Consider the following 21,201-nt stretch of genomic DNA (forward strand, 5'->3'; position numbering starts at 1 on the left):
ATCTATCATGGTAGTCCTTTTAAACCTCATTTTTTTACATGATTTCGCGAAAAATTCATACATTTTCTTGCAAACTTATTTGGATTCATACCGTGTTATTTTTATCCGATATTGCTTAGGTGTATCACCCGTATACTCTTTAAACAGTTTGCAAAAATACCCTTCATTGACAATGCCTACTTCCTCGCACAATTCCAATAAAGAATAATCCTGAACATTTAATAACTCGAGAGCCAGTTGTATTTTTTTGCGGTTGATATAGCTAATAACGCCTTCGTTCATTGTTTTTTTAAATAGGCTGCTGAAATACGATGGCGCCAAGTTCACATCCTCGGCAATAGCCTCCAATGTCAAACGCTGTTTCAAATTTTTCTCAATAAATCGAATGGCTCCCATAATTTCTGTCCGATGTACTAATTGACCAGCGTGTACATATTCGAACGTAAAGTCGCTAATATAGGCAAGTTGCTCCCGAAATGCCATAAATTCGATGGGAAACTCCGCTACATCCGTGTTCAGCGTGCTCCCCGATCTAAATTTCGCCGTAATGTCTCTGTAGAAGTCTCTAAGCATAGGAGCCATGATGGACTTATGGATTTTATGATCCGTAACAAATTGGTATAAAACAGCAAATTCTTTCTCCAGCTCTTCTTTGGCAGCCTGTCTTTGCACCCACACAAGGAAATCAGCCAGTTTCTGCTGAAAGCCATCTCTACTGTCATTACGGTAATGGAACCGATGCGTCGGTGTTTTGACTACTTTATCTGCATGATAATAGAAATCCTCACTGACATTCTGAGCTTCCGTGTAAGCTTGTTTGATAGACTCCCAACCTCGATGCGGACTGCCAAAAGCTACTGATACCCTTTGATTCAAATACTGATGGATATGGGAGACGATTTGATTCCCTAACGTTTGACAAGCATATTCCGTATCCATGCTGCTACGATTGTGCTCCCAGGAAAGAAAGCCAATAAAACGATTATCGGATAGATCCGTAGCCACACCGTTGCCACAATTCATCACCGTTTCTTCGATGACATTCGTAATTGCATATTTCAAGATGTTTTGGTCAACCGCTGAATATTCATTTCGAAAACTTTCATATTGATTCATTTCAACAATGAAACAGCAATAGTTAGCTTGAAAGAAATGGAACTGCATGCTATCCACGAAATGTGATGCCCGATGAGAAGGTATTTCGCCCCTGATCAGCTCGTTAAAAAATTGCTTGCGAACTCTATATTTATTTTCAAGAATAGATACGTTTAAAGATTGAAATTCCTCTTCTTTCCTCTTAATCTCATCCAAAATGCCAGCTGCCTTATTCAAAGCTCTATCCAAACTTGCTTCATTTAACGGAACCTTAACAATGTAATCCAATACATTGGCATGAATAGCTCGCTGTGCGTATTCAAATGACGAATAGGCGGTCAAAAGAATGAATTGGGTATGAGGCAGCTCCGGCTTTAATTGCTCAATCATGGAGATCCCATCCATTCGCGGCATCACGATGTCGGTTATGACGATATCCGGTTTTAGCTTTAAGATTTCCTCTATCCCCTTCTGCCCATTCATCGCTTTTCCCACTAACTGGAATCGGCGTTCCTTAGGAGAGAGCTCGCTAAAAAATAGTTCCAATCGTTGCATGATTAGATCTTCATCGTCAACGATGAAGCAAGTGTAATCTCTCACCCACATACACCTCCTTTGAATAAATCTACCGGGAATACGGCGCGGACACAGGTTTTTTCCTTCGGTATGCTTATGATTTGGAGCCCGAACTGCTCCCCATAATGAAGTCTTATTCGACCATGAATATTATGTAACCCGATTCTTTTCCTTTTTACTTCCAGATCACTCGGTTCTGCAGTTAAAATATGCTTTATTTTATCTGCTGGAATTCCCTCGCCTTGATCAATGACCTCTATCATGACGATGTCGCCTTTCCTGTATGCATGAATCGTAATCGAACCTTCGATTTCCCCTCCGTTATAGCCATGGAAGATACTATTCTCTACAATGGGCTGCAGCAGCATTCGAAAAACCGGAAAGTCCATTAACCCATCTTCGATATGCTCAATCAAATGAAAGTGCCTGTTATATCGGATGTTCTGAATCGCGATATAGTCCGATACATTTTGCAACTCCTGACGTAGTGAAACCTTCTCCGAAGCGTCGGTGATCCCGTATTCCAATGATGAAATGAGAGACCCTATCACCACATCTACTTTTTCTATTTGTCCAAGGTGTATGACATTACTGATAGCTCCAAGCGTATTATACAGAAAATGAGGGTTTATTTGAGATTGCAGCACTTGGATTTCCAGCTTCCGCTCCAGTTCATTATGAAGCTCTCCTCGCCGAATCAGTTCCACAATTTGCTGCAGCATTCGGTCGAAGGCACGGGAAAGGTCGCCAAATTCATCGTTTCGCTTGATGGTAACTGTCGTTGTCAGATCACCTTGTTCTACCCGCTTCATTTTTGTTTTGAGCGCATAGAGCGGATTCCTGATATATTTGGCAATAAAAAAAGAAATGAACAAACTTAAGAGAAGACCTGCAACTAAAAGCACGATGTAATACTTCTCCAATCTGGACAGTGCAGCTTCCAGACGAGATTCATCATTAATCGAAATGATGGACCAATTGAATTTCTCCGTCGGTTTCTTCAGAATAGAGACAGGCAAGCCCTCTTTTGTATGCAGTTGAAGGCTTGTTCCCGACGTATTAAGAATTTGTTCCGCCGACGTTTCCCCGATTGAAAACGTATGATCTTGAATACTGAGGGGTCCTCTATTTTCCGAAAATCCAGCAATGATTTTGCCCGATGAGGTGATCAGAGCCAGATTCATTTGTTCTTTTTTGTTAATCTTAAACAGGGTTTCTTCAATGGCATTTAGATCCAAATCTACGGCAATGGCCATAGGAAAAGGAGAGCCGTTCAGATATCGAACCATCGTAACGGTCCAGCCGGAATACTTAGATTTGTAAGGATCACTGACAAATGTAGTTCGTCTGTTCTTGTCGGCCGCATCAAACAAAGGTTCTCTGTCCGATAAAGGCTCATCAAAAATCCGCGTAGTCGTACTTCCGCCTAGAATGGATAAATCACTTTTGATCAAGTAAATGTTACTGACATAATTACTGTTAAGTTCATATAACTCTCTTAATTGCTTTTTAATTACTTCCGTATTGTCAATGTTTGCTTTCACCGATGTTTCAACCGAGAACAAGATCGTCTGGAACGAAGAAAAATTAACCGTCAAATACTGGTCAACTTTGTCCAATATTTGGTTCGTGTAATAAATATCGTTGGTTCTTATTTCCTTTTGAACATAGCGATAGGACAATTGACTTATCAAGATGATGCAGCTTAATACAAAGGCAAACACAATCAAAAATAGTTTTAAAGGCAAGCTGATTCTTCTTCGCATGGCCATCTTCCTTTTAAATCCGGATTAAACTAAGCATAGCATAGGACAACAAAGAGAGGGGCTATTTATCGCCACTCTCTTTGTTTATTTACTTGATTAAGCCTGCTTCTTTAAATTGCTTAACTGCTGTATCCTTATAGGTTTGCATATCAAACTTGGTATCCAATGTTTTGAGGAATTGATCCCAGTTCGTCAGAGGGTCCTTGCCCGACATAAATTTGACTAAGCTTTCATTAATGAAACGAGTTCGGTCCGTTGCCAATGTATCACTAGGGTCTGCAGTCAATAAATTTCCGGGTAAAGTAGGACCTACATATTGCTGATTGTTCGTGAACGCTTCTGCCGTCTTCGGATTCTGGAAGCTGAAGTACTCGGCATCATCGCCTCGACGCGGCATTCTATAATGATCGACCCATAAGTACTTTTCTTTCATTTCTTTGGATAATTCAGAGGTTTTATTTTTGATCTTGCCGTCTACGACATCCCAATGAATCCCTTTAATTCCGTATGCAAAATTCGGATAAGCTTCTTTGTCCGTAAAGAGGTATTCCAGCATAGACAAGATCCGAATGATTTTGTCCTTGCCCGCTTTCTTGGAAATCGCCCATGAATTGCCTTGGAACGATTTTCTCTCCACGATTTGATCACCGTAAGGCCCTTTCATTGGCGGAATGACGATCCATTCCGGAATCTCTCCGCCAATTTCTTTCATCTTCTGCTGATAATCCGGTTCCAATCTGCGGGCATCTCTAATCATGAAGCCAACTTTACCTTTAAATAACTTTTGGTCTAACAAATCTGGTGTAGTCATCGTCACCCAGTCGGGGTCGACAACTTTCGCTGTCATCATTTTATTGATGTAAGCGAGTGCCTCTTTCATTTTGGGATCGATAAAAAGGAATACGGGTTTATTGTCTTTCACTTCAATGGCTGAAGGCGGATTAACGCCAAACATCCACATTAGGCTATCGAAGCCGTAGGTTTGTAGATTGCCTTCTTTATTCATACCGCCTATGAATCCGTACGTATCGTTTTTGCCGTTTCCGTCCGGGTCTTTCTCTGTAAAGGCTTTCATTACTTCGAACAGCTCATCAGGAGTTGTCGGCACTTTCATATTCAGCTTTTTCAACCAATCGTTGCGGATAAAGAAGCTTCGACTGATCCCGTTTACATTATCATAACCCGGAACGCCAATGGTTTTTCCTAGATATGACGTCGCATCCCAGGAGTCTTTACCGAAACGCTTCTGCAGTTCAGGAAATTGATCCAAATAAGGCGTCAGATCCGCAAGAACACCTTGATCATAATATTGCGCGAGATCGGCCCGACTTTTCAAGAAAATCAGATCTGGAATATCCCCGCCTGCAATGAGCGTATTCAGCTTGGTTGTTGCTTGCCCAGCTTGGGGAACCATCATATCCAAGTCAATGTTCACCGCCTTCTCCAACATTTGACGTTGAATATCTTCCTCACGTGGAGGTATCGGTGCGGCAGCATTGAAAGTACCTTGGTTAAACATTGAAATTTTCATTTTGGTCGCGAACTTGTTAGATTCGGATTGAGAGCTGCTCGAAGCTCCTGGCTTAACTTCTTCTTTGTCCGCACAACCTGACAATAGCGCTCCTAGCCCTACGATAGCAGCCAGAACAGTAAATGAAACCTTCTTAAGTTGCATATTGACCTCTCCTTTTGCTTGTATATATAATATCACGCTGTTTCCTTAACAACCTAGGTAGTAATTGTTTTTTTAACCTTTAATCGATCCCAAGAGTACACCCTTTGTAAAATGCTTTTGCATAAATGGATAAACGATCAAGATCGGAACCGTAGTCACAACAACAGCAGCCATTTGCACGGCGAACTTGCTAACCGTTCCAGCATTGGCCATCGATTCAGAACTTTGTGTTGCGATGTTAAGCAAAATGTTACGCAAGACAACTTGCAGCGGCATTAAGTTCGAATCATTCAAGTAAACAATCGCATCGAAATAACTGTTCCAATGCCCTACGGCATAAAATAAGGAAATCGTGGCAAGGACGGGCAAGGACAGGGGTAAAATAATTCTCCATAGCGACTGAAGTTCGCTTGCGCCATCGACCCTTGCCGATTCCTCGATTTCAGCAGGCAATTGCTCGAAAAAACCTTTAATGATTACCAGATTAAAAGCACTAATGAGATGTGGAATAATTAATACCCACGGACTGTTTAGCAATCCCAGAGAACGGATTAACAAATAGGTTGGAATTAACCCTCCACCAAACATCATGGTAAACACAATGAATATTAAAAATGTGCTGCGTCCCGGCAAATATTTTTTGGATAACGGATATGCCGCTATGATCGTAAAAAGCACATTTAGTGCAGTACCTACAATCGTTCGAAACAACGTGATTTTATACGCTTGCCCTATCCCATGAGAAATGAATACTTCTTTGTAGGCTAGTAAAGTAATGGTTTCAGGTATAATCACAATTCCTCTTCTTACTACTTCCGATTCTGGCGTCACTGAAACAGCAACCACATATAAAAAGGGGAGTAAGCAAAGTAGGGATAGTACAATTAGAATTATATAAACGGCTGCTTGCCATACTTTTTCCCCGACTGTCATGTTGATCATTTTAAAAACCACCTCACCAAATTTGCCCATCGAATTTCTTGGCGACCTTATTCGCAGCCAAAACTAATCCAAATCCGATGATAGCTTTAAACAATCCCACAGCAGTAGCCAAGCCAATCTTCAGCCGCTCTAACCCTTCACGGTATACCCATGTGTCAATAATGTCGATCTTCTCTTGGTTAAAGCTGTTCGCAAACATGAATATTTGGTCAAATCCAGCATCCAAAATATGGCTTAATTTAAGGATCAGCATCAGAATAATAACGCCTCGAATGCCGGGTAATGTGACATGCCATAGCTGTCTCCACTTGGAAGCGCCATCCATTCGAGCTGCTTCATATAAGCTTGGATCAATTCCTGCCAATGCGGCGAGATACAATATCGCTCCCCAGCCAATATCCTTCCATATTTCAGATAAGATGATCAGCAGTCTCCCCCAGGCAGGTTCCGTTAGAAAAGAAATCGGCCCAACACCATTTTGCTTTAAAATCATGTTAAAAAGGCCATCTCCTGGGGCTAATAAGGCCACCATCAGTCCATAAACAATGACCCATGATAGAAAATGGGGCAAATACGTAATCGTTTGCACGATTTTTTTAAACCATTGGGTATAAACTTCATTGAGAAGCAGGGCAAGTACGATGGGAGCGGAGAAACCGAACAATAACTTATACAGCGATATGATAATCGTATTTCTCATGATGTCCCAGAAATAAACGCCATTGATAAAATCCTTGAAATTCTTTAATCCCACCCATGGGCTGTCCCATAGTCCCAAGGCTAGGTTATAGTTTTTGAAGGCAATCACGATTCCCGCCATGGGAATATATTTGAATACGGCAAAGTAAATTAATGCCGGGAATAAGAGAGCATACAACACTTTGTACTTCTGTAACGTTCTTATCCATGAATTCCGCTTTCTGGGGAGGGGAATGGCGTCCGCTGTCATTTTCGCTTGCATATCATCACCTCGTCTTTATTTATATTTGTATAATAGCACCCGCCCAACGGATAAATTTCTGTAATTTCAAGAATTTCTTATAAGATATTAAGTACCTCAGAATAAGCCAAGTTGTTAGGTTACTCTGCTCTTCAGTGTAGAAAAAAAAGGGAGCATCAGCCACGCGGCGTGATGCTCCCTGATCTTTGAATGTTATATCTTCTTCAGCTCACCGGTATGTTGGAGCTTAACTCGAACATCAATTCGATTTAGCGATGAGGAAGTAAGCTTGACATCTTGCCAATTTTTGAACCTTTTTTTAAACATCGTATTTCTAAAATTGTATATATCAGCCTCGAGATGTAACCCTTCCTCAAATGTCGATCGGAGTTCTTCTTTAATTTTCTCTTCTACTTCTTTTTCAATTTCTTGTTCGGATTGATGACTGTCAAGTAATTCAACAATGTTGCCTTTTACTGTAACTTCTATATTGAAAATCGTTTTAACACCTTGCATCGTGATTGATATCTTGGACTTAGGTTTTTCAAGAGAAACAGTTGCAGATTGTACACCAACTGATGTTCTTGATGTCGCTTTCTCCATCCATCTTAGTCCCTTAAGTTGAGTATCGGCTATCCATCCTTGAAAGTCGTTTTTCCGAACGACAAACACGCCATTTATTTTCAATTTATTCTCGGATTTCTCCTCGGTCTGCCATGCGTTTTTATCAATAGTTAAGGTAGGGACGATAGCCGTATCTCCTGGCTCATTCAGATGAATTTGATATTCTTGCGCAAGTAGAGGTTTAATGAACGATTTCTGACGATAATTATCTTCCGGCTCGCTAAGAATGTTCGTAATTGGAGACATTTGAAAAAATGAGGGGGTTTTAAAAATTTCCTCAATAGACTCCTTTGTGCCGAATATCCATGGGGTGTACCTGAATTCCCGATATCTCTTTAAATTATCAAAGTATTCGTCACCCCCAGCTTTAATCGCGTTTTCGGTAAACAGATAGGCACGAACATGACTCCAATATAACCTTCTTTGAACCGTATCGTAAAGATTGCCTAATGCCAAAGAGAGGGTTTTCCCTTTTCCTTTTCCAACATACACGTGCGGCCCGCTCCCTCCTCCTGCATTTTCCGCCTTAGCTACATTACTGAAAGATACCGTTTGAATGTACACTTCATAAAGATTATCTTTGTGATCAACCCCTATAGCAGAAACGTAAAGCAAATCTTGAATATTCTTATTGTCCCAACAACCGGAGACACACAACATACAACAAATCGTAACGAGGAGTACCACAGGTTTCATTGTCTTTCCCCTTGTGATGTAGAATCAGTCGTTTGTAATGCGCTCGGTCTTTTGCTTTTGGATTTGAAAGGCCTGTTGAATAGCGCTATTATAGACGCTCTTATATTGAGTTCAGCAATTGGAGACCAGTAAGATATACCAAAAGATGTTAGTGTAGAGGTGTAAGCCACCATTGAAATCATGCCGATAAAAAATCCGTATATCCCCAAAAATGAAGAGATGATCAGCATATAGATTCTAATAAGGGTGACGGTACCTGTTAAGGATTGATTGACCAGCGTAAACGATGCAACAGCTGTCGCTGCAGTCACCATGAGCAGGGCGGATGAAGCAAGTCCAGAACGAATCGCAGCATCCCCAATGATAAGTCCTCCGACGACCGTTACCGTCTGTCCAACCGGTTTCGGCAGACGAATGCCGGCTTCGCGAAACAATTCGAATAATCCCAAAATCAACAGGTTCTCAATCGTCGCTGAATAGGGAATACCAATTCGTGCAACAGAAATGGTTGCCAGCAATGGGAAAGGAATTTGGTCGATATTATAGCAAGTTAATGAAATATAGAATCCAGGGAGAAACATAGCCGTCACTAAACCGACTAGACGTAAGATGCGTTGTAAAATCGTGTAATAGTAAGCGGAATGAACATCTTCAGGAGATTTTAATAGCTCTGTAAGACTAGATGGACCGATGATTGCCATTGGAGATCCGTCGACGAGGATAACAAATCTGCCGCGCAACAGCGCTTCTGCTGCAAAGTCAGGTCTTCCTATTGAATCCACTAACGGAAAGATGGAGTCACTCGAATCACTTAAATATTCCTCCAGCTGCGCACACCCAATAATCGTGTCCACATCGATTTGGGCAATGCGACGCTTCACTTCCGTAACAAACTCAGGGTTGATAATATCCTTGATATATAGAATCGCTAGACCTGCGTTCCCTCTTTTGCCCACAATGAAGTGCTCATATTGAAGCGAAGTGCTTTTCATTCGTTTACGAATAAGGGCGACATTGGTGATCACTTCTTCCGTAAATCCATCACGCGGTCCGCGAATCGATATTTCGCTGATGGATTCTTCCGTTTGGCGCTTTGGCGGGTTGGCAATATTTATTTCATACATGGTGCAACTTTCATTCTCATGGATAAAATAGATCAACACATTCCCTGAGAATACACTCTGCTCAATCTGACTGAGTTCGACACTGTCGTCTAGAAGCTTCAACACATCGTTTTGAATCAATTCTGATATCCGTGGAAGTATATTTTCATTTAGCTGTTTACTATCCACCATACCTTCGCAATAAATGACCTGTGCAGCGCCGCGCTTTTGAAATTTCACGTCATAGCAGGAAGAAAAAATCGCTCTGAAATCCGCTTCTTTTGCATTTCTAATGTTCATGTTACACCTTTCTTTCTTGTTGAAAGGTAAGCAATTATCATCCAGCAAAGAATAGACAATGTAGATAGAGGATAGAAATAGAACTTCGTGAAAGCTAGAAAATCACTATCGTTGATTTGAAACTGTGCAAGGATAAATAAGACAGTTGTAAATAAGATGATCGCTATTTTTTTATGCTGCTGCTTGGAAGTTAGTAAATCACTGAATAAAAACATCCCTAAACTGATGTGAATAGCGCTAGTACTAAGCCACTGGTACATGGATAAAAAATCAAGATGTTCAACGAAACTGCTAATTCTAACCAGCCGCCACTGAGTAAAGAGAGGAAACCGCTGTTTTTCTGCTTCGTAGGGGCCGAATATCGTCAACATACTGACAACAGCATTGATGATAAAAATCGAAATAACAAAGAACAGCACTACAAAGTGCTTCCATTTGAAATTACCTTGTATATGAGGTGATAATAATAACAACAGAAACAATTCCATACCGTACCTGAAGGTCGTTACAGCCCCTTCAAAGATAGGCCGTGCCCCCTCGCTTATTAAAGGCAGCAGAAGTTCCATATGCCTATTCTTAAAAGTAAATAAGGTCATAAACAAGATCAGTGTCGCGAGAATCGGGAATAGCACGGAAAATGAGATCGCGATGGGTTTGATACCTTTCACTGCTAAATAGGCACAAACGAGCAGTAAGGGCAAGGATATCGCCCAAATAGGCGTAAAGGGTAAAATCATGGATTTGACCCATGTCACAATATTTTTGTGGACAATAAAAAGCTCACAGAACAAGTAAAAGGCAATCCAACTTCTCACTCCCCAAGCAATGAAACTCCCCATTTTAAGTTCTAGCAGTTGGAGAAAGGATTGGTTAGGCGCCAGTTTATTTACAATTCGATAAATCCCAATAATAAATAAAAAACATACTAAGCATCCTACAATGCTGCTGACAAACGCATCGCGTTTTGCTTCCTCTATTAAAATGATTGCTCCTGAAATTTGGGCCAAAGAAAAAATCCCGCTCATACATAAAATATAACCATGTAAGGGACTTATCTTGGGATTGGTAAACGTCGACATCTAATTCACCTCCTGCCCATATAATTTCCCACAACATATTTTTCCATTCCAAATAGATATCACTTTCAAAAACTCTCCTTGATAATCCCGTACAACACGAATTACATTTCTTAAGAAATGACAGCATAGAATGCTGATAGGTCTTTTCGCTGTGTAAATAAATAATTAAAATTGGAGGGGAAATAAATGGCCAAGCGAAGGAGAAATTCATCTGTAGTGGAGTCCCGAACGAAGGCAACGAAGAAAGTAAAAATTAGTTCCACACCTAATGCTTCAATTGAAGAAGGAGCCTCTGGATCATACAGCAACAGCGCAATTGCCATGATGCCGCCTGGACAATCGGTCCCTGCATCGAAACAGGAACAAGCCCTCGCTATTAAGATAGCGAGGGCGATGCTCTCTGGCCCACGGCACATCACCAAAGATGCAACCGTCGCAGAAATGCGTGCGGATGGAAGACTAATCATCCTACGCCAAGGCACCAACCATTGGATATGCTTTCCCGGGGATGAGAATCAGATCGGCAATCCCCCGATGTGCGCCGATCCAATGGGACTGCAATGGATAATGGATCTCAAGGCCAAGAAGCCGCAACCCACGAATATGGCTCCTGGCCTCATCTATATGCTGTGCGGTGCCACGCAGCATAGCAACACCGATCCGTTTGATACCACAAGCACGCCAATCCCGATTGGTCCGCACTGGATGATCATTTGGCCTTTTGACGCCAAGAATGCCGGACTGCCCAACACAGTCAGAGATGCAGGCGCCTGGGTGATGTTCGATGGCACACCTTACGCCTATCTGCACATCTGCGGCACACCTTGGTCCGGCAATGTGTACAATGAGATGAATCCAGGCGATCAAATTCCAATCTGGACCATGGTTTATGGCTTGCAGTCATAGCCTTAATGTTTATTAATATAGTTCCTGGAAACGTTAATATCTTCAATATCTATGTCATCATAGATTTTTATACTTAGAACAAAGCCTACTGATACCATGTTAATCAACAGCGAGGTGCCTCCATAGCTGATAAAAGGAAGAGTGATTCCCGTAATCGGCATGATACCCATCAGCATCCCGATGTTTTCGAAAACCTGAAACAAAAACATAGCGGAAATCCCACCAATGATGTAAATGCCTGTTTGGCTGCGAATGCTAAGTGCGATAGTGATCATTCGATAAATGAGAACAAAATAAAGGAAGAATAACCGTTAGGTGCAGCTGAATCGTCGGATATCATATTAGAAGATCATATTTATCTGCACTAGAGGCAATCGGCCCAACGAGAATAGAAATAAGGCGTGATCATCCGATCCGCCTTATTCTTTCAGTGATATTAAAATTCGGGTTACTTATCGGTTGTATCCGAAACGTGTTCCTGCTAATGAACGCCATACGTCTTCGCATTTCAACAGAGTCTCGGCATCCAGCGGTTGCCCCTCAATCGACGCAATATTCTGCTCGATTTGGGCTAATCGGCTTACTCCTGAAATGATACTCGTCACGGATTCTTGCGCGGCGCACCACTTCATCGCAAGTTGCAGGATACTCAATCCACATTCCTCAGCAATTTGAGTAAGCTTGTCTACTGCGGCAAAATTCTCATCTGACCAGTACCTGTTAAAGTATGTTTCATTATTGGCAAATCGAGTATTTTCCGCAGGCTTACCCGGCTTATGTTTACCGGCCAGTAACCCCCCGGCAATAGGGTTATAGATGACCATGCCCACGTCATGCGCTTTTAAAAAAGGAACGAGTTCTGTTTCTATGCCGCGGGTAATAGGGTTATAGACATTCTGAGTGATTATGGGTGCGATATAATTGCGTTTGTCACAAATAGATAACATATCAGCGACTTGCCAAGCGGCATAGTTGCTGACACCAATATATCGAATTTTCCCCGCTTTTACCAAAGTAGACATCGTTTCAAGTGATTCTTCGATGGTTGTATCGTTGTCTGGCGCATGCATATAGTAGATGTCGATATAATCAGTATCCAATCGCATTAAGCTAGCATCAACAGCAGATAGAATATTTCGGCGACTTAATCCCGCGTTATTAGGGTTTTTACCCATAGAACCGCGTACCTTTGTCGCAAGAATAATCTCATCACGCCTCCCTTTGAGACCTTTGCCGACAATCTTTTCGCTTTCACCCTGATTATACGAGTTTGCAGTATCAAAAAAATTAATGCCATGCTCAAATGAGTAATCCATGATTTTAAGACTATCAGCTTCGCTTGTTTGCCCTCCGAACATCATGGTTCCAAGACTTATCTTGGAAACTTTAAGACTTGTTTTTGACAAGTTATTATACAGCATAGGATAGCCTCCTTCATTTATAATCGATTTTAGAATACACCATATCCAGTGTTCCAAAAAGTAGTGATATTATTGTTACTTAGTTACTTTAACTTAACTAATTTGCCCGTCGTACAGTGAAGGGTTACAGCGCGTCACACCATTCGGTTTTACAACTATTGTTCCCCCGTAGCATTAACCATTTGAAATTTAGTCCTTTCTACCCTCCGTAGTGAATGAGATAAAGTTCTTATTATAAATCGGGTAACGAAAAAGCAGTGGCTATCTAGTCTGCAACCCTACAGTAACAAAGGAAATATTACTCCGCCAAAGATCTAATCTAATTATCCATAAAAAACAATATAAATAAATGAAATAATCCATGGGAGAATTGGGGAATTTATTCTTATAGGGGGAGGTATATGGAGGAATTCATTCAAGTTTTAATAAGAACATTTGCGGCATTTATTATTATTATGATCGTTGCTAGGATATTGGGAAAACAAACAATCTCACAAATGACTTATCATGATTTTGTAGCCGCAATAACATTAGGAGCAATTACTGGAAATTTGGCATTTAACACAAAATTAAATCATTGGAATCTTTTAGCCTCCCTATTGTTATTCAGTGGTATTGCATTTATCGTCACATTCATCTCATTAAAAAGCAGGAAGTCAAGGAAATGGCTGTCTGGCCGGCCCACAATTGTTATTGAAAATGGAAAAATTCTCGAAGATAATCTAAAAAAACTGCATCTTACATTGGATACTTTGAATCAAGAATTACGGGAGAAGGATATTTTTGATATACAGGAAGTTGAATTCGCGGTTCTTGAGTTAAATGGAAGATTATCCGTATTAAAAAAACCTGAATTTCGTCAGGTTCTAATGAAGGATATACCCAGATTTAATGGACAAAAAGAGACGAAAACGACATTTCCAGTTGAACTGATCATGGATGGTATAATGGTTCATGAAAATTTAGAACAAAATCAGATCTCCGAATCTTGGATAAATAATGAATTAAAAAAAAGAAAATTGACTCTAACAGAAGTATGCTACGCCGTAAAGGGTACGAACGGCAAATTATATTTCGATTTATATATTGATAAAATTAAAAATCCAATAAATAGGGAGTAATACGTAATAATTTAAAATGAATATGGTATTCTATTATTCTGCCCTCTAGCTTAATGAGAAATGGAGCAGCTGCCCTGATGGCAACTGCTCCATGAATTGATTTAACTAAATACTCTCGTTAGTTAGCTAGAATTTATAGATAATTAATTTGCCATGAGACTCCAAAACGGTCATTCAGCCAACCAAACTTTTTACTGAACCCATAATTACCTAATGGCATGAGAGCTTGTCCACCTTCATTAAGTTTCCCATAAAGCTCATCAATTTCTTCTTCCGTATTACAAGCAACATAAATCGAAAACGAAGGTGTAAAGGAAAATGCATGTTTAACATTACTGTCAATACACATAAACTCCTGCCCTTTTAATGTAAAAGTAGCCTGCATGATGGTTCCTTCATCTCCAGCTTCATTAGGACCATACCTAACAAGTTTTGTAATTTCAGAATCCTCAATAAGCGAAGTATAGAAACTCATCGCTTCTTCTGCCTTGCCATCTTGAAACATTAAGAAAGGTATTACTTTCTCCATTTCATACTCCTCCTTTACTTCTAATGCATCATATTATATCCAATCTTCAACTAAACTCCCAACAATTGAAAAGACAGCCGATTTCATTTGATTAGCTGTCTTCCCAAGTTGTTACCGATACCGTTAAATTAAAGTGATAACGAACAGCACGACACATAAAGATAATGTGTTTGTTATTAAAAAAGCTAAGCCAGCACCGTTGACAGCTAAACTAATCGCATAAACCTCCATTAAGCTAATTCCTAAAAATATAAGCAAGTATGCTTTTAAACTTAAATCTGAAACTGATTTCGTTTTCAAAATTTGAATAATTTGAGGAACCCAACCTAAAGAAAGAATTACTCCACCAATTAGTTGCAGTACAGGAAACAGCATCAAATAACACCTCACGGATTTCTTTATACTGTATATTCTCTCAGTCCATGCATGGTGATTAGTTTCCGGTCGCTGCGATCTGCTCCTGCAAAACCCTTTATTACCCCTTTTTAATGGCTTTGATTATTGCCGACTGAATATAGTTTTCTATGTCAGCCCCTGGCACCCAATCCTTAATAAATTCCCGAGAATCATCTTTAGGTTCAACAACAATGCTTTGAAATCCGCTTCTTTGCAGGTATACCATTACTTCATCAATTGTAGAGGCACCTGATACGCAGCTAGCGAGTGAATGAAGGTCACTTTTTAACTCTTCTGGAAGTTCGGAAGTCATTACTACATCTGAAATAGCCAAGCGTCCGCCTGGTTTTAATACACGAAAAGCTTCACTGAATACTTGCTCTTTATCCGGTGACAAATTAATAACACAGTTTGAAATAATAACATCAATTGAATCATTCTGTATCGGCAAATGCTCAATTTCACCGAGACGAAACTCTACATTTTCATATCCATGACTCTGAGCATTTTGACGTGCACGACTAACCATTTCTGGCGTCATATCAACACCGTATACTTTACCCGTTTCTCCAACTTGTCTAGAAGCTAAAAAAACATCAAACCCGGCACCACTGCCCAAATCCAGAACAACTTCTCCCGCTTTTAGTGACGCTATTGCTTGAGGATTTCCACATCCTAAACCGAGATTTGCACCATTTGGAACAACATTTAGTTCCTCAGTGGAGTAACCTAATTTGGAGGAAACCTCATCAGGAGTGTTACAACAGCTTGTTGTTAGTGAAGTGGAGGAGCAACAACTTGCATTAGGATTGCTCTCAACGGCAATCTGTTTATAGCGATTGCGAACATGTTGACGTACCTCATCATTTTGAACCTGACTCATGAGTCATCTCTCCTTTGTTATATCAAAAAATATTGATTAATACTTGATTTAAAAACCCACCTAAGTGGGCTACGAGCAACATCCGCTTGATAGATTTTCGCTTTTTCGGAAAATACAGCATAATTCTGGTGAAAGCAATCGGTTAACCTCTGCATGGTTTAATTCATAATAACTCCAAGTTCCTTTGGTCTCTTTCGTGATTAGATTAGTATCAAGCAATATTTTCAGATGGTATGATAATTTTGACTGTGGCATGTTAACTATCTCAACCAAATCACAAACGCAGACACTGCCTTTTTGAGTAAGCTCATACATGATTTGCAATCGTTTCTGATCTGCTAAAGCTTTAAACTGGAGTTCGTATTTCGAAAAATCAACATGGCTCTCCACACTCGAAAAAATAGGAATCTCTTTCATCATTTTTAACTCCTCTTTAGCAACAAGCTGGGCAGCAGGCTGTAAGAGTTCAACATCGCAGCCGCTTTCTTAAATCAATTTTATTTGATGAAATAATCTTAACATATAATAATTGGAAAATTCAAGGATTAAATCAAATTATTTTGATTTAATCCTTTATAGTTTACAAAACCTTAACTTTAATATATAACTGAATAATTATATAATCATTTACGAATCTCATAAGGCTTGCATGTGCGAATTTAAAGGAGCGTGTAACTTTGCCCGATATTGAACAATTATCTGAGGTGTGTAAGCTGCTGGGGGACAAAATGAGATTAACGATTCTCTCTTTGCTCAAAGAACGTGAACTATGTGTTTACGAGCTTGTTGAACTCTTACAAACCAGTCAGCCCAATGTGAGTCAGCACATGCGAAAACTGAAGGCCGGCGGTTTAGTAAAAGAAGCCAAAAAAGGCCAATGGGTTTTTTATTCGCTAAACATGGAGGATAAACCCTTTTTGAACGAATTTTTTCAGCACCTGCCATCTCAAAAAGAAAAAGTAGATGCCATATCTTGTGCAGATCTAAACTGTTGTGATTAGGAGAAACCATGACTTACATTGCGATACTTATTTTTCTTATTACGTTAACTTTTGTTATTTGGCAGCCTAAGGGTCTCAACATTGGATGGTCATCTTCTGCTGGCGCTATCCTAGCTCTCTTCTTCCAAGTCGTGTCTTTCCACGATGTACTGACAGTTACATCCATCGTTTGGAATGCTACACTCGCTTTTGTCGCGATTATTCTCATTTCCCTAATCTTGGACAATATCGGATTTTTCGAATGGGCAGCCCTACACATGGCGCGAATTGCGAAAGGCAATGGAAGACTCATGTTTGTTTATGTCATTTTGTTAGGCGCGGCTGTTGCCGCATTTTTCGCCAATGACGGAGCCGCTTTAATTCTTACTCCGATTGTACTGGCAATGGTTCGAGCGTTGAAGCTCCCGGATAAAATGATTCTCCCCTTCATTATGGCAAGTGGTTTCATTGCAGATACAACTTCTTTGCCTTTGATTGTCAGCAATTTAGTGAACATCGTATCCGCGGACTTCTTTGGTATTGACTTTGTCACCTATGCAAGCCGCATGATTGTCCCAAGCCTATTTTCTTTAGCGGCGAGTTTGGTTGTTTTGTTCGTTTTTTTCAGAAAGGACATCCCTACGAGTTACGATATGAAACAATTAAGGCAACCTTCAAATGCCATCAAAGATCATAAGCTTTTCCGAATGTCATGGGTTATCCTTGGCATCCTTCTGGTCGCCTATGTAATTAGCGGTTTTATTAAAATCCCTGTTTCGATTATCGCAGGCGTCGTAGCACTGATTTTCATTTTAATGGCTAGATCCAGTAAGGTGATTGAAACGAAACAAGTGATCAAAGATGCTCCTTGGGCTGTCGTCATATTCTCTATCGGCATGTATGTCGTTGTTTATGGCCTCAAAAACGCCGGCCTAACCGATGCCCTGGGAAAAGTCGTTGAGAACTTAGCAGGACAAGGATTATTTGCTGCAACTGTGGGAATGGGCTTCTTGTCGGCTATTTTATCCTCCATCATGAATAACATGCCCACAGTTATGATTGATGCTCTGGCCATCAAAGGTACACATACAGACGGTATTATTCGAGAAGCATTGGTTTATGCCAACGTTGTCGGAAGCGATCTTGGACCTAAAATCACACCGATTGGGTCACTCGCAACCCTTTTATGGTTACATGTTCTATCTACAAAAGGTGTAAAAATCACATGGGGCACTTATTTTAAGACAGGTATTGTTCTTACTGTTCCAACGCTCTTGATTACTCTTTCAGGGCTTCATTTATGGCTTCATGTCATTCATACAACAAGTATGAATATCTGGTTGTTCATTGTTGCGATTGCAGTCATTGTGGTGGTCGCCGCGTTGATCATAAAAACAAAAGGAGAAATAAAACCATGGAGAACAAAAAACCGTTAGTATATTTTCTTTGCACAGGAAACTCATGCCGCAGCCAGATCGCTGATGGATATTTGAAAGCTTTAGGCGGGGAGAAATACGAAGTGAAAAGTGCTGGCTTGGAAGCCCATGGATTAAATCCACGCGCAGTAGCAACGATGAATGAAGACGGCATCGACATCTCAAACCATACTTCGGATGTGATTGATACCGAGATTCTAGGCCGCGCCGATTACATTATTACATTGTGTGGTCATGCTGACGAGCACTGCCCTGTTGTCCGTAATGATAAGGCTCAAAGATGGCACTGGGGTTTTGACGATCCTGCCAAAGCAACTGGGACGGAAGAAGAAATCACCGCAAAATTCCGTGAAGTGCGTGAATCCATTAAGAGCCGGATCGAACAATTTGTGAAAGAAGGTAAGTAAGATCCTTTATACAGGCAATGGGGTGTCCGTTGGGTTAGCATAACCCTTCTTGTAGGTGTTATCAATAATGGTTCTAATTTCTTTAAGGGATTTGCCTTCCTGTTTCATCTTGACGGCCTCAACTGCAATTTGTAAACACACACCACATCGGGTTCCGTGATCATCCCAAACAACTGAACCATCTGAATTTACTTCTTTAATAAAACAGTTCATATTACTTTTATGGCCCGAACTTTCTCCACATCCACAGTAGCAGGGTATCCATTTTATAATATCTGTCGATTTACCAGCTATTTGATAGACAATTTGAATTTCTTCTCTCTGTGAACTAAGAAAAGTCGGCAAAACGTCAGTTGATGCCGTTTTCTCTTGCGTATCATTATGTACATGAGCTTGGCTTTCGGAATGTTCCTCGTTAGAAACTTTTTGTTTAGATCCACAGGCCGAAAGTGTTAGTGAGACCGCAGTTAATAGAATCATAAATTTATATTTCAATATAGACACCTCTATAGTATTAGTCATAACTAATATATCACAGGCAAAATAAAAGTCACAGTTCACTAAGGGAGAGGTTGCCTAATAATTGAATCGATTTGAGGGCATGCTAAAATTGTCTGTACATTTACCTTAAGGAGATCATGAAAGTGAACAAATCCAGAGCATTAGAAATCGCCTCATCCCCAGAAATGGCGCATGTGACCTATAATGAAATTCCAATTTACATCCAAACGGTTGATGAAAAAAACGAGACGGCCATGGTCTACACACTCGATCAGCCAGAACTGGAGCAAGAAGTTCCTCTAATCAATTTAATCGAGCATTAAAAATTCTTTCTGATAAACAACATGGCTTTCTTCTAAACTTAGGCAAAAAGGGCTGTCTCTTATGGAGACAGCCCTTTTTCAGTGTATTTTAAAGAATTTCTGAAAATCTTTCTAAATGTTTATTTGAATTCTTTATTTTCCAACATAATTAGTTGTGATTTAGAGGAATGCGCGGTTTGTTTTGTATAATGAACGAGATTAATAATGTCTTGATAAGCTTGTTTAGCCCCGGTAACCAATAACGGTACGCCTAAAAAATCAATCTTTAGCCATCGTGACAGCATCCCACCACATGTCATTGAAAAAGGCACAGTTGGAGACGTATTGGATAAAATAATTTTTTCTTTTAGGACCCCATTCTCAATCAACATATCAATCATATTAAAAATGCCGGGAACTAGGATTTTAGATCTGCCTCTCCCCATTGTATAGACCTTATTGCCGTCCTCATCCTTCCCGTGGAAGTATAGCTTTCCTCTGTCCTGGTACACCAATTTATTGAAATTATGTGTATTCAATATTTCATTTTCCGTGGGCTTGCGAGTTTCGTCCAATTTCTTCAGATGATACGCTGCAGCCAAAGCTGTAGTATGTGTACCCCCGAAATCATTATAAATAAATATCATGAGTAACCCACCTCTTTTTCATTAATATCATTATCTCCATTAATGAAAAAAACAATCGAGCCAAGTCCGCGGTTTTACACAACTCGATCAGTCATATAGGCAGGAACCTAAGAAGAGACCACCGCATATCTTTAATTATCATTCAAGTCAAGTTTGGAGGAGAGATAGATGCATTGGCTCAGCATTTTGGGAATCGGTCTCGCAGCGAATTTAGATAATCTTGGAATTGGGTTTTCATTTGGTGCTCGCTCGACCAAAATTCCCTTTAGTTCCAATCTGCTTATTGCCATTCTGTCCATAATATCTGCTTACGCTTCAATTGCATTTGGGCATCTCGTTGCTAATTATATACCGCCTGCTTTTGCAAACTGGATTGGTGGGTCTATGATTATATTAGTTGGTTTATGGGGCATAAAAACAAATATGAAAGAAATCAGCACGATTGGACCGGTTGAAACATCAAGTGAATTGGCAAACCTACTTAAGAATCCCAATAAGGTGGACCGTAATGGTGATAATATTATTTCGTGGACAGAGTCTTGGACACTTGGGGTAGCTCTCGCTCTTAACTGTATAGCTAGTGGATTTAGTGCTGGTATTACTGGCGTATCCGCTCTAGGAACAACTTTATCGATCGGAATGTTTTCACTACTGACAGTTGCATTAGGTGTCCATGTTGGAAATCAAATCGCTCAAACATGGTTTGGCCGGTATTCAAACGCAATTGGAGGTCTTATTTTAATTTGCATTGGTATTTACGAAATTGTTGTCTGATGGAATTGCAGCGTGGTGAGTTGTTACCTGAACATTCGACTGCAGACACTATCTTCGGATGTTCTAGAAGCATCTCTACGCAACTAAGTCGTATAAATCAAG

22 protein-coding genes and 1 pseudogene are annotated in these 21,201 nt (G+C 40.2%); 7 read left to right on the plus strand and 16 right to left on the minus strand.

Annotated elements, in window-relative coordinates:
* Positions 1-75: 75 nt before the first annotated feature.
* The 8 genes from RQP52_RS26675 to RQP52_RS26710 form a co-directional block, all read right to left on the minus strand.
* Positions 76-1,695, minus strand: coding sequence for a response regulator (locus tag RQP52_RS26675; protein WP_315954658.1), 1,620 nt, complete (start codon positions 1,693-1,695; stop codon positions 76-78).
* Positions 1,692-3,437 carry a sensor histidine kinase gene (locus tag RQP52_RS26680; protein WP_315954659.1) on the minus strand — a complete coding sequence of 582 codons (1,746 nt, stop codon included), beginning with the start codon at positions 3,435-3,437 and terminating at the stop codon, positions 1,692-1,694. The genes RQP52_RS26675 and RQP52_RS26680 overlap by 4 nt, the downstream gene beginning before the upstream one ends.
* An 88-nt stretch (positions 3,438-3,525) precedes the next feature.
* Complete coding sequence (locus RQP52_RS26685) at positions 3,526-5,112, minus strand: extracellular solute-binding protein (RefSeq protein ID WP_315954660.1); 1,587 nt, start codon at positions 5,110-5,112, stop codon at positions 3,526-3,528.
* Between the two features lie 72 nt (positions 5,113-5,184).
* Positions 5,185-6,054, minus strand: a complete 870-nt coding sequence (locus tag RQP52_RS26690; protein ID WP_315954661.1) for a carbohydrate ABC transporter permease — start codon at positions 6,052-6,054, stop codon at positions 5,185-5,187.
* Positions 6,055-6,067: 13 nt separating this feature from the next.
* Entirely contained in the window at positions 6,068-7,015 is a 948-nt protein-coding gene (locus RQP52_RS26695) for an ABC transporter permease (protein ID WP_315954662.1), read from the minus strand.
* Positions 7,016-7,207: 192 nt separating this feature from the next.
* Complete coding sequence (locus RQP52_RS26700; protein ID WP_315954663.1) at positions 7,208-8,314, minus strand: Ger(x)C family spore germination protein; 1,107 nt, start codon at positions 8,312-8,314, stop codon at positions 7,208-7,210.
* A complete protein-coding gene (locus RQP52_RS26705; protein ID WP_315954664.1) occupies positions 8,311-9,717 on the minus strand; it encodes a spore germination protein in 1,407 nt (468 codons plus the stop codon). Before RQP52_RS26705 ends, RQP52_RS26700 begins: the two co-directional genes overlap by 4 nt.
* Positions 9,714-10,796 (minus strand): GerAB/ArcD/ProY family transporter, encoded by a 1,083-nt coding sequence (locus tag RQP52_RS26710; protein WP_315954665.1) that lies wholly within the window; start codon positions 10,794-10,796, stop codon positions 9,714-9,716. The genes RQP52_RS26705 and RQP52_RS26710 overlap by 4 nt, the downstream gene beginning before the upstream one ends.
* A 186-nt stretch (positions 10,797-10,982) precedes the next feature.
* On the opposite strand from RQP52_RS26710, the gene RQP52_RS26715 reads away from it, so the two are divergent.
* Positions 10,983-11,702, plus strand: a complete 720-nt coding sequence (locus tag RQP52_RS26715) for a hypothetical protein (protein ID WP_315954666.1) — start codon at positions 10,983-10,985, stop codon at positions 11,700-11,702.
* A 2-nt stretch (positions 11,703-11,704) separates the two neighbouring features.
* Here RQP52_RS26715 and RQP52_RS26720 read toward each other — a convergent pair.
* Both RQP52_RS26720 and RQP52_RS26725 read right to left on the minus strand, forming a co-directional pair.
* Positions 11,705-12,010: pseudogene (locus tag RQP52_RS26720) on the minus strand (FtsW/RodA/SpoVE family cell cycle protein); the annotation flags it as partial.
* A gap of 144 nt (positions 12,011-12,154) precedes the next feature.
* Positions 12,155-13,123 (minus strand): aldo/keto reductase, encoded by a 969-nt coding sequence (locus RQP52_RS26725; RefSeq protein WP_315954667.1) that lies wholly within the window; start codon positions 13,121-13,123, stop codon positions 12,155-12,157.
* A 401-nt stretch (positions 13,124-13,524) separates the two neighbouring features.
* Between RQP52_RS26725 and RQP52_RS26730 the strand changes: the two genes are divergently transcribed.
* Positions 13,525-14,244, plus strand: coding sequence for a DUF421 domain-containing protein (locus tag RQP52_RS26730; RefSeq protein WP_315954668.1), 720 nt, complete (start codon positions 13,525-13,527; stop codon positions 14,242-14,244).
* Positions 14,245-14,377: 133 nt separating this feature from the next.
* Here RQP52_RS26730 and RQP52_RS26735 read toward each other — a convergent pair whose 3' ends face one another.
* From RQP52_RS26735 to RQP52_RS26750, 4 genes are all read right to left on the minus strand, one after another.
* On the minus strand, positions 14,378-14,773 hold the full coding sequence (locus tag RQP52_RS26735) for a VOC family protein (RefSeq protein ID WP_315954669.1): 396 nt from the start codon (positions 14,771-14,773) through the stop codon (positions 14,378-14,380).
* A 123-nt stretch (positions 14,774-14,896) separates the two neighbouring features.
* Positions 14,897-15,148 carry a PQ-loop domain-containing transporter gene (locus RQP52_RS26740; protein WP_315954670.1) on the minus strand — a complete coding sequence of 84 codons (252 nt, stop codon included), beginning with the start codon at positions 15,146-15,148 and terminating at the stop codon, positions 14,897-14,899.
* 100 nt (positions 15,149-15,248) lie between these two features.
* The gene (locus RQP52_RS26745; protein WP_315954671.1) at positions 15,249-16,052 is read right to left on the minus strand and encodes an arsenite methyltransferase; all 804 of its coding nucleotides are present in this window, start codon (positions 16,050-16,052) and stop codon (positions 15,249-15,251) included.
* 69 nt (positions 16,053-16,121) lie between these two features.
* Positions 16,122-16,469 (minus strand): ArsR/SmtB family transcription factor, encoded by a 348-nt coding sequence (locus tag RQP52_RS26750; protein WP_315954880.1) that lies wholly within the window; start codon positions 16,467-16,469, stop codon positions 16,122-16,124.
* Between the two features lie 260 nt (positions 16,470-16,729).
* Between RQP52_RS26750 and RQP52_RS26755 the strand changes: the two genes are divergently transcribed.
* From RQP52_RS26755 to arsC, 3 genes are read left to right on the plus strand one after another with little or no spacing between them, the layout of a single operon-like run.
* Positions 16,730-17,053, plus strand: coding sequence for an ArsR/SmtB family transcription factor (locus RQP52_RS26755; protein ID WP_315954672.1), 324 nt, complete (start codon positions 16,730-16,732; stop codon positions 17,051-17,053).
* An 8-nt stretch (positions 17,054-17,061) separates the two neighbouring features.
* Positions 17,062-18,468 (plus strand): arsenic transporter, encoded by a 1,407-nt coding sequence (locus tag RQP52_RS26760; RefSeq protein WP_315954673.1) that lies wholly within the window; start codon positions 17,062-17,064, stop codon positions 18,466-18,468.
* On the plus strand, positions 18,447-18,875 hold the full coding sequence (gene arsC, locus RQP52_RS26765) for an arsenate reductase (thioredoxin) (protein ID WP_315954674.1): 429 nt from the start codon (positions 18,447-18,449) through the stop codon (positions 18,873-18,875). Before RQP52_RS26760 ends, arsC begins: the two co-directional genes overlap by 22 nt.
* Before the next feature lie 6 nt (positions 18,876-18,881).
* Here arsC and RQP52_RS26770 read toward each other — a convergent pair whose 3' ends face one another.
* The gene (locus RQP52_RS26770; RefSeq protein ID WP_379175314.1) at positions 18,882-19,370 is read right to left on the minus strand and encodes a PCYCGC motif-containing (lipo)protein; all 489 of its coding nucleotides are present in this window, start codon (positions 19,368-19,370) and stop codon (positions 18,882-18,884) included.
* Between the two features lie 149 nt (positions 19,371-19,519).
* On the opposite strand from RQP52_RS26770, the gene RQP52_RS26775 reads away from it, so the two are divergent.
* Positions 19,520-19,699, plus strand: coding sequence for an H-type small acid-soluble spore protein (locus RQP52_RS26775; protein WP_315954676.1), 180 nt, complete (start codon positions 19,520-19,522; stop codon positions 19,697-19,699).
* A 119-nt stretch (positions 19,700-19,818) separates the two neighbouring features.
* Here RQP52_RS26775 and RQP52_RS26780 read toward each other — a convergent pair whose 3' ends face one another.
* The gene (locus RQP52_RS26780) at positions 19,819-20,325 is read right to left on the minus strand and encodes a DUF3189 family protein (RefSeq protein ID WP_315954677.1); all 507 of its coding nucleotides are present in this window, start codon (positions 20,323-20,325) and stop codon (positions 19,819-19,821) included.
* Positions 20,326-20,493: 168 nt separating this feature from the next.
* Between RQP52_RS26780 and RQP52_RS26785 the strand changes: the two genes are divergently transcribed.
* Positions 20,494-21,099 (plus strand): manganese efflux pump, encoded by a 606-nt coding sequence (locus RQP52_RS26785; RefSeq protein WP_315954678.1) that lies wholly within the window; start codon positions 20,494-20,496, stop codon positions 21,097-21,099.
* The last annotated feature ends 102 nt before the right edge of the window (positions 21,100-21,201 follow it).

This window comes from Paenibacillus violae (assembly GCF_032461945.1).
GTDB classification, from domain to species: domain Bacteria; phylum Bacillota; class Bacilli; order Paenibacillales; family NBRC-103111; genus Paenibacillus_E; species Paenibacillus_E violae.

What these genes read in the sequence shown, in the direction of transcription:
- RQP52_RS26680 (WP_315954659.1), bottom strand. Translation starts at nt 3,437, where the DNA reads ATGCGAAGAAGAATCAGCTTGCCTTTAAAACTATTTTTGATTGTGTTT.
- RQP52_RS26685 (WP_315954660.1), bottom strand. Translation starts at nt 5,112, where the DNA reads ATGCAACTTAAGAAGGTTTCATTTACTGTTCTGGCTGCTATCGTAGGG.
- RQP52_RS26690 (WP_315954661.1), bottom strand. Translation starts at nt 6,054, where the DNA reads ATGATCAACATGACAGTCGGGGAAAAAGTATGGCAAGCAGCCGTTTAT.
- RQP52_RS26695 (WP_315954662.1), bottom strand. Translation starts at nt 7,015, where the DNA reads ATGCAAGCGAAAATGACAGCGGACGCCATTCCCCTCCCCAGAAAGCGG.
- RQP52_RS26700 (WP_315954663.1), bottom strand. Translation starts at nt 8,314, where the DNA reads ATGAAACCTGTGGTACTCCTCGTTACGATTTGTTGTATGTTGTGTGTC.
- RQP52_RS26705 (WP_315954664.1), bottom strand. Translation starts at nt 9,717, where the DNA reads ATGAACATTAGAAATGCAAAAGAAGCGGATTTCAGAGCGATTTTTTCT.
- RQP52_RS26710 (WP_315954665.1), bottom strand. Translation starts at nt 10,796, where the DNA reads ATGTCGACGTTTACCAATCCCAAGATAAGTCCCTTACATGGTTATATT.
- RQP52_RS26715 (WP_315954666.1), top strand. Translation starts at nt 10,983, where the DNA reads ATGGCCAAGCGAAGGAGAAATTCATCTGTAGTGGAGTCCCGAACGAAG.
- RQP52_RS26725 (WP_315954667.1), bottom strand. Translation starts at nt 13,123, where the DNA reads ATGCTGTATAATAACTTGTCAAAAACAAGTCTTAAAGTTTCCAAGATA.
- RQP52_RS26730 (WP_315954668.1), top strand. Translation starts at nt 13,525, where the DNA reads ATGGAGGAATTCATTCAAGTTTTAATAAGAACATTTGCGGCATTTATT.
- RQP52_RS26735 (WP_315954669.1), bottom strand. Translation starts at nt 14,773, where the DNA reads ATGGAGAAAGTAATACCTTTCTTAATGTTTCAAGATGGCAAGGCAGAA.
- RQP52_RS26740 (WP_315954670.1), bottom strand. Translation starts at nt 15,148, where the DNA reads ATGCTGTTTCCTGTACTGCAACTAATTGGTGGAGTAATTCTTTCTTTA.
- RQP52_RS26745 (WP_315954671.1), bottom strand. Translation starts at nt 16,052, where the DNA reads ATGAGTCAGGTTCAAAATGATGAGGTACGTCAACATGTTCGCAATCGC.
- RQP52_RS26750 (WP_315954880.1), bottom strand. Translation starts at nt 16,469, where the DNA reads ATGAAAGAGATTCCTATTTTTTCGAGTGTGGAGAGCCATGTTGATTTT.
- RQP52_RS26760 (WP_315954673.1), top strand. Translation starts at nt 17,062, where the DNA reads ATGACTTACATTGCGATACTTATTTTTCTTATTACGTTAACTTTTGTT.
- arsC (WP_315954674.1), top strand. Translation starts at nt 18,447, where the DNA reads ATGGAGAACAAAAAACCGTTAGTATATTTTCTTTGCACAGGAAACTCA.
- RQP52_RS26780 (WP_315954677.1), bottom strand. Translation starts at nt 20,325, where the DNA reads ATGATATTTATTTATAATGATTTCGGGGGTACACATACTACAGCTTTG.
- RQP52_RS26785 (WP_315954678.1), top strand. Translation starts at nt 20,494, where the DNA reads ATGCATTGGCTCAGCATTTTGGGAATCGGTCTCGCAGCGAATTTAGAT.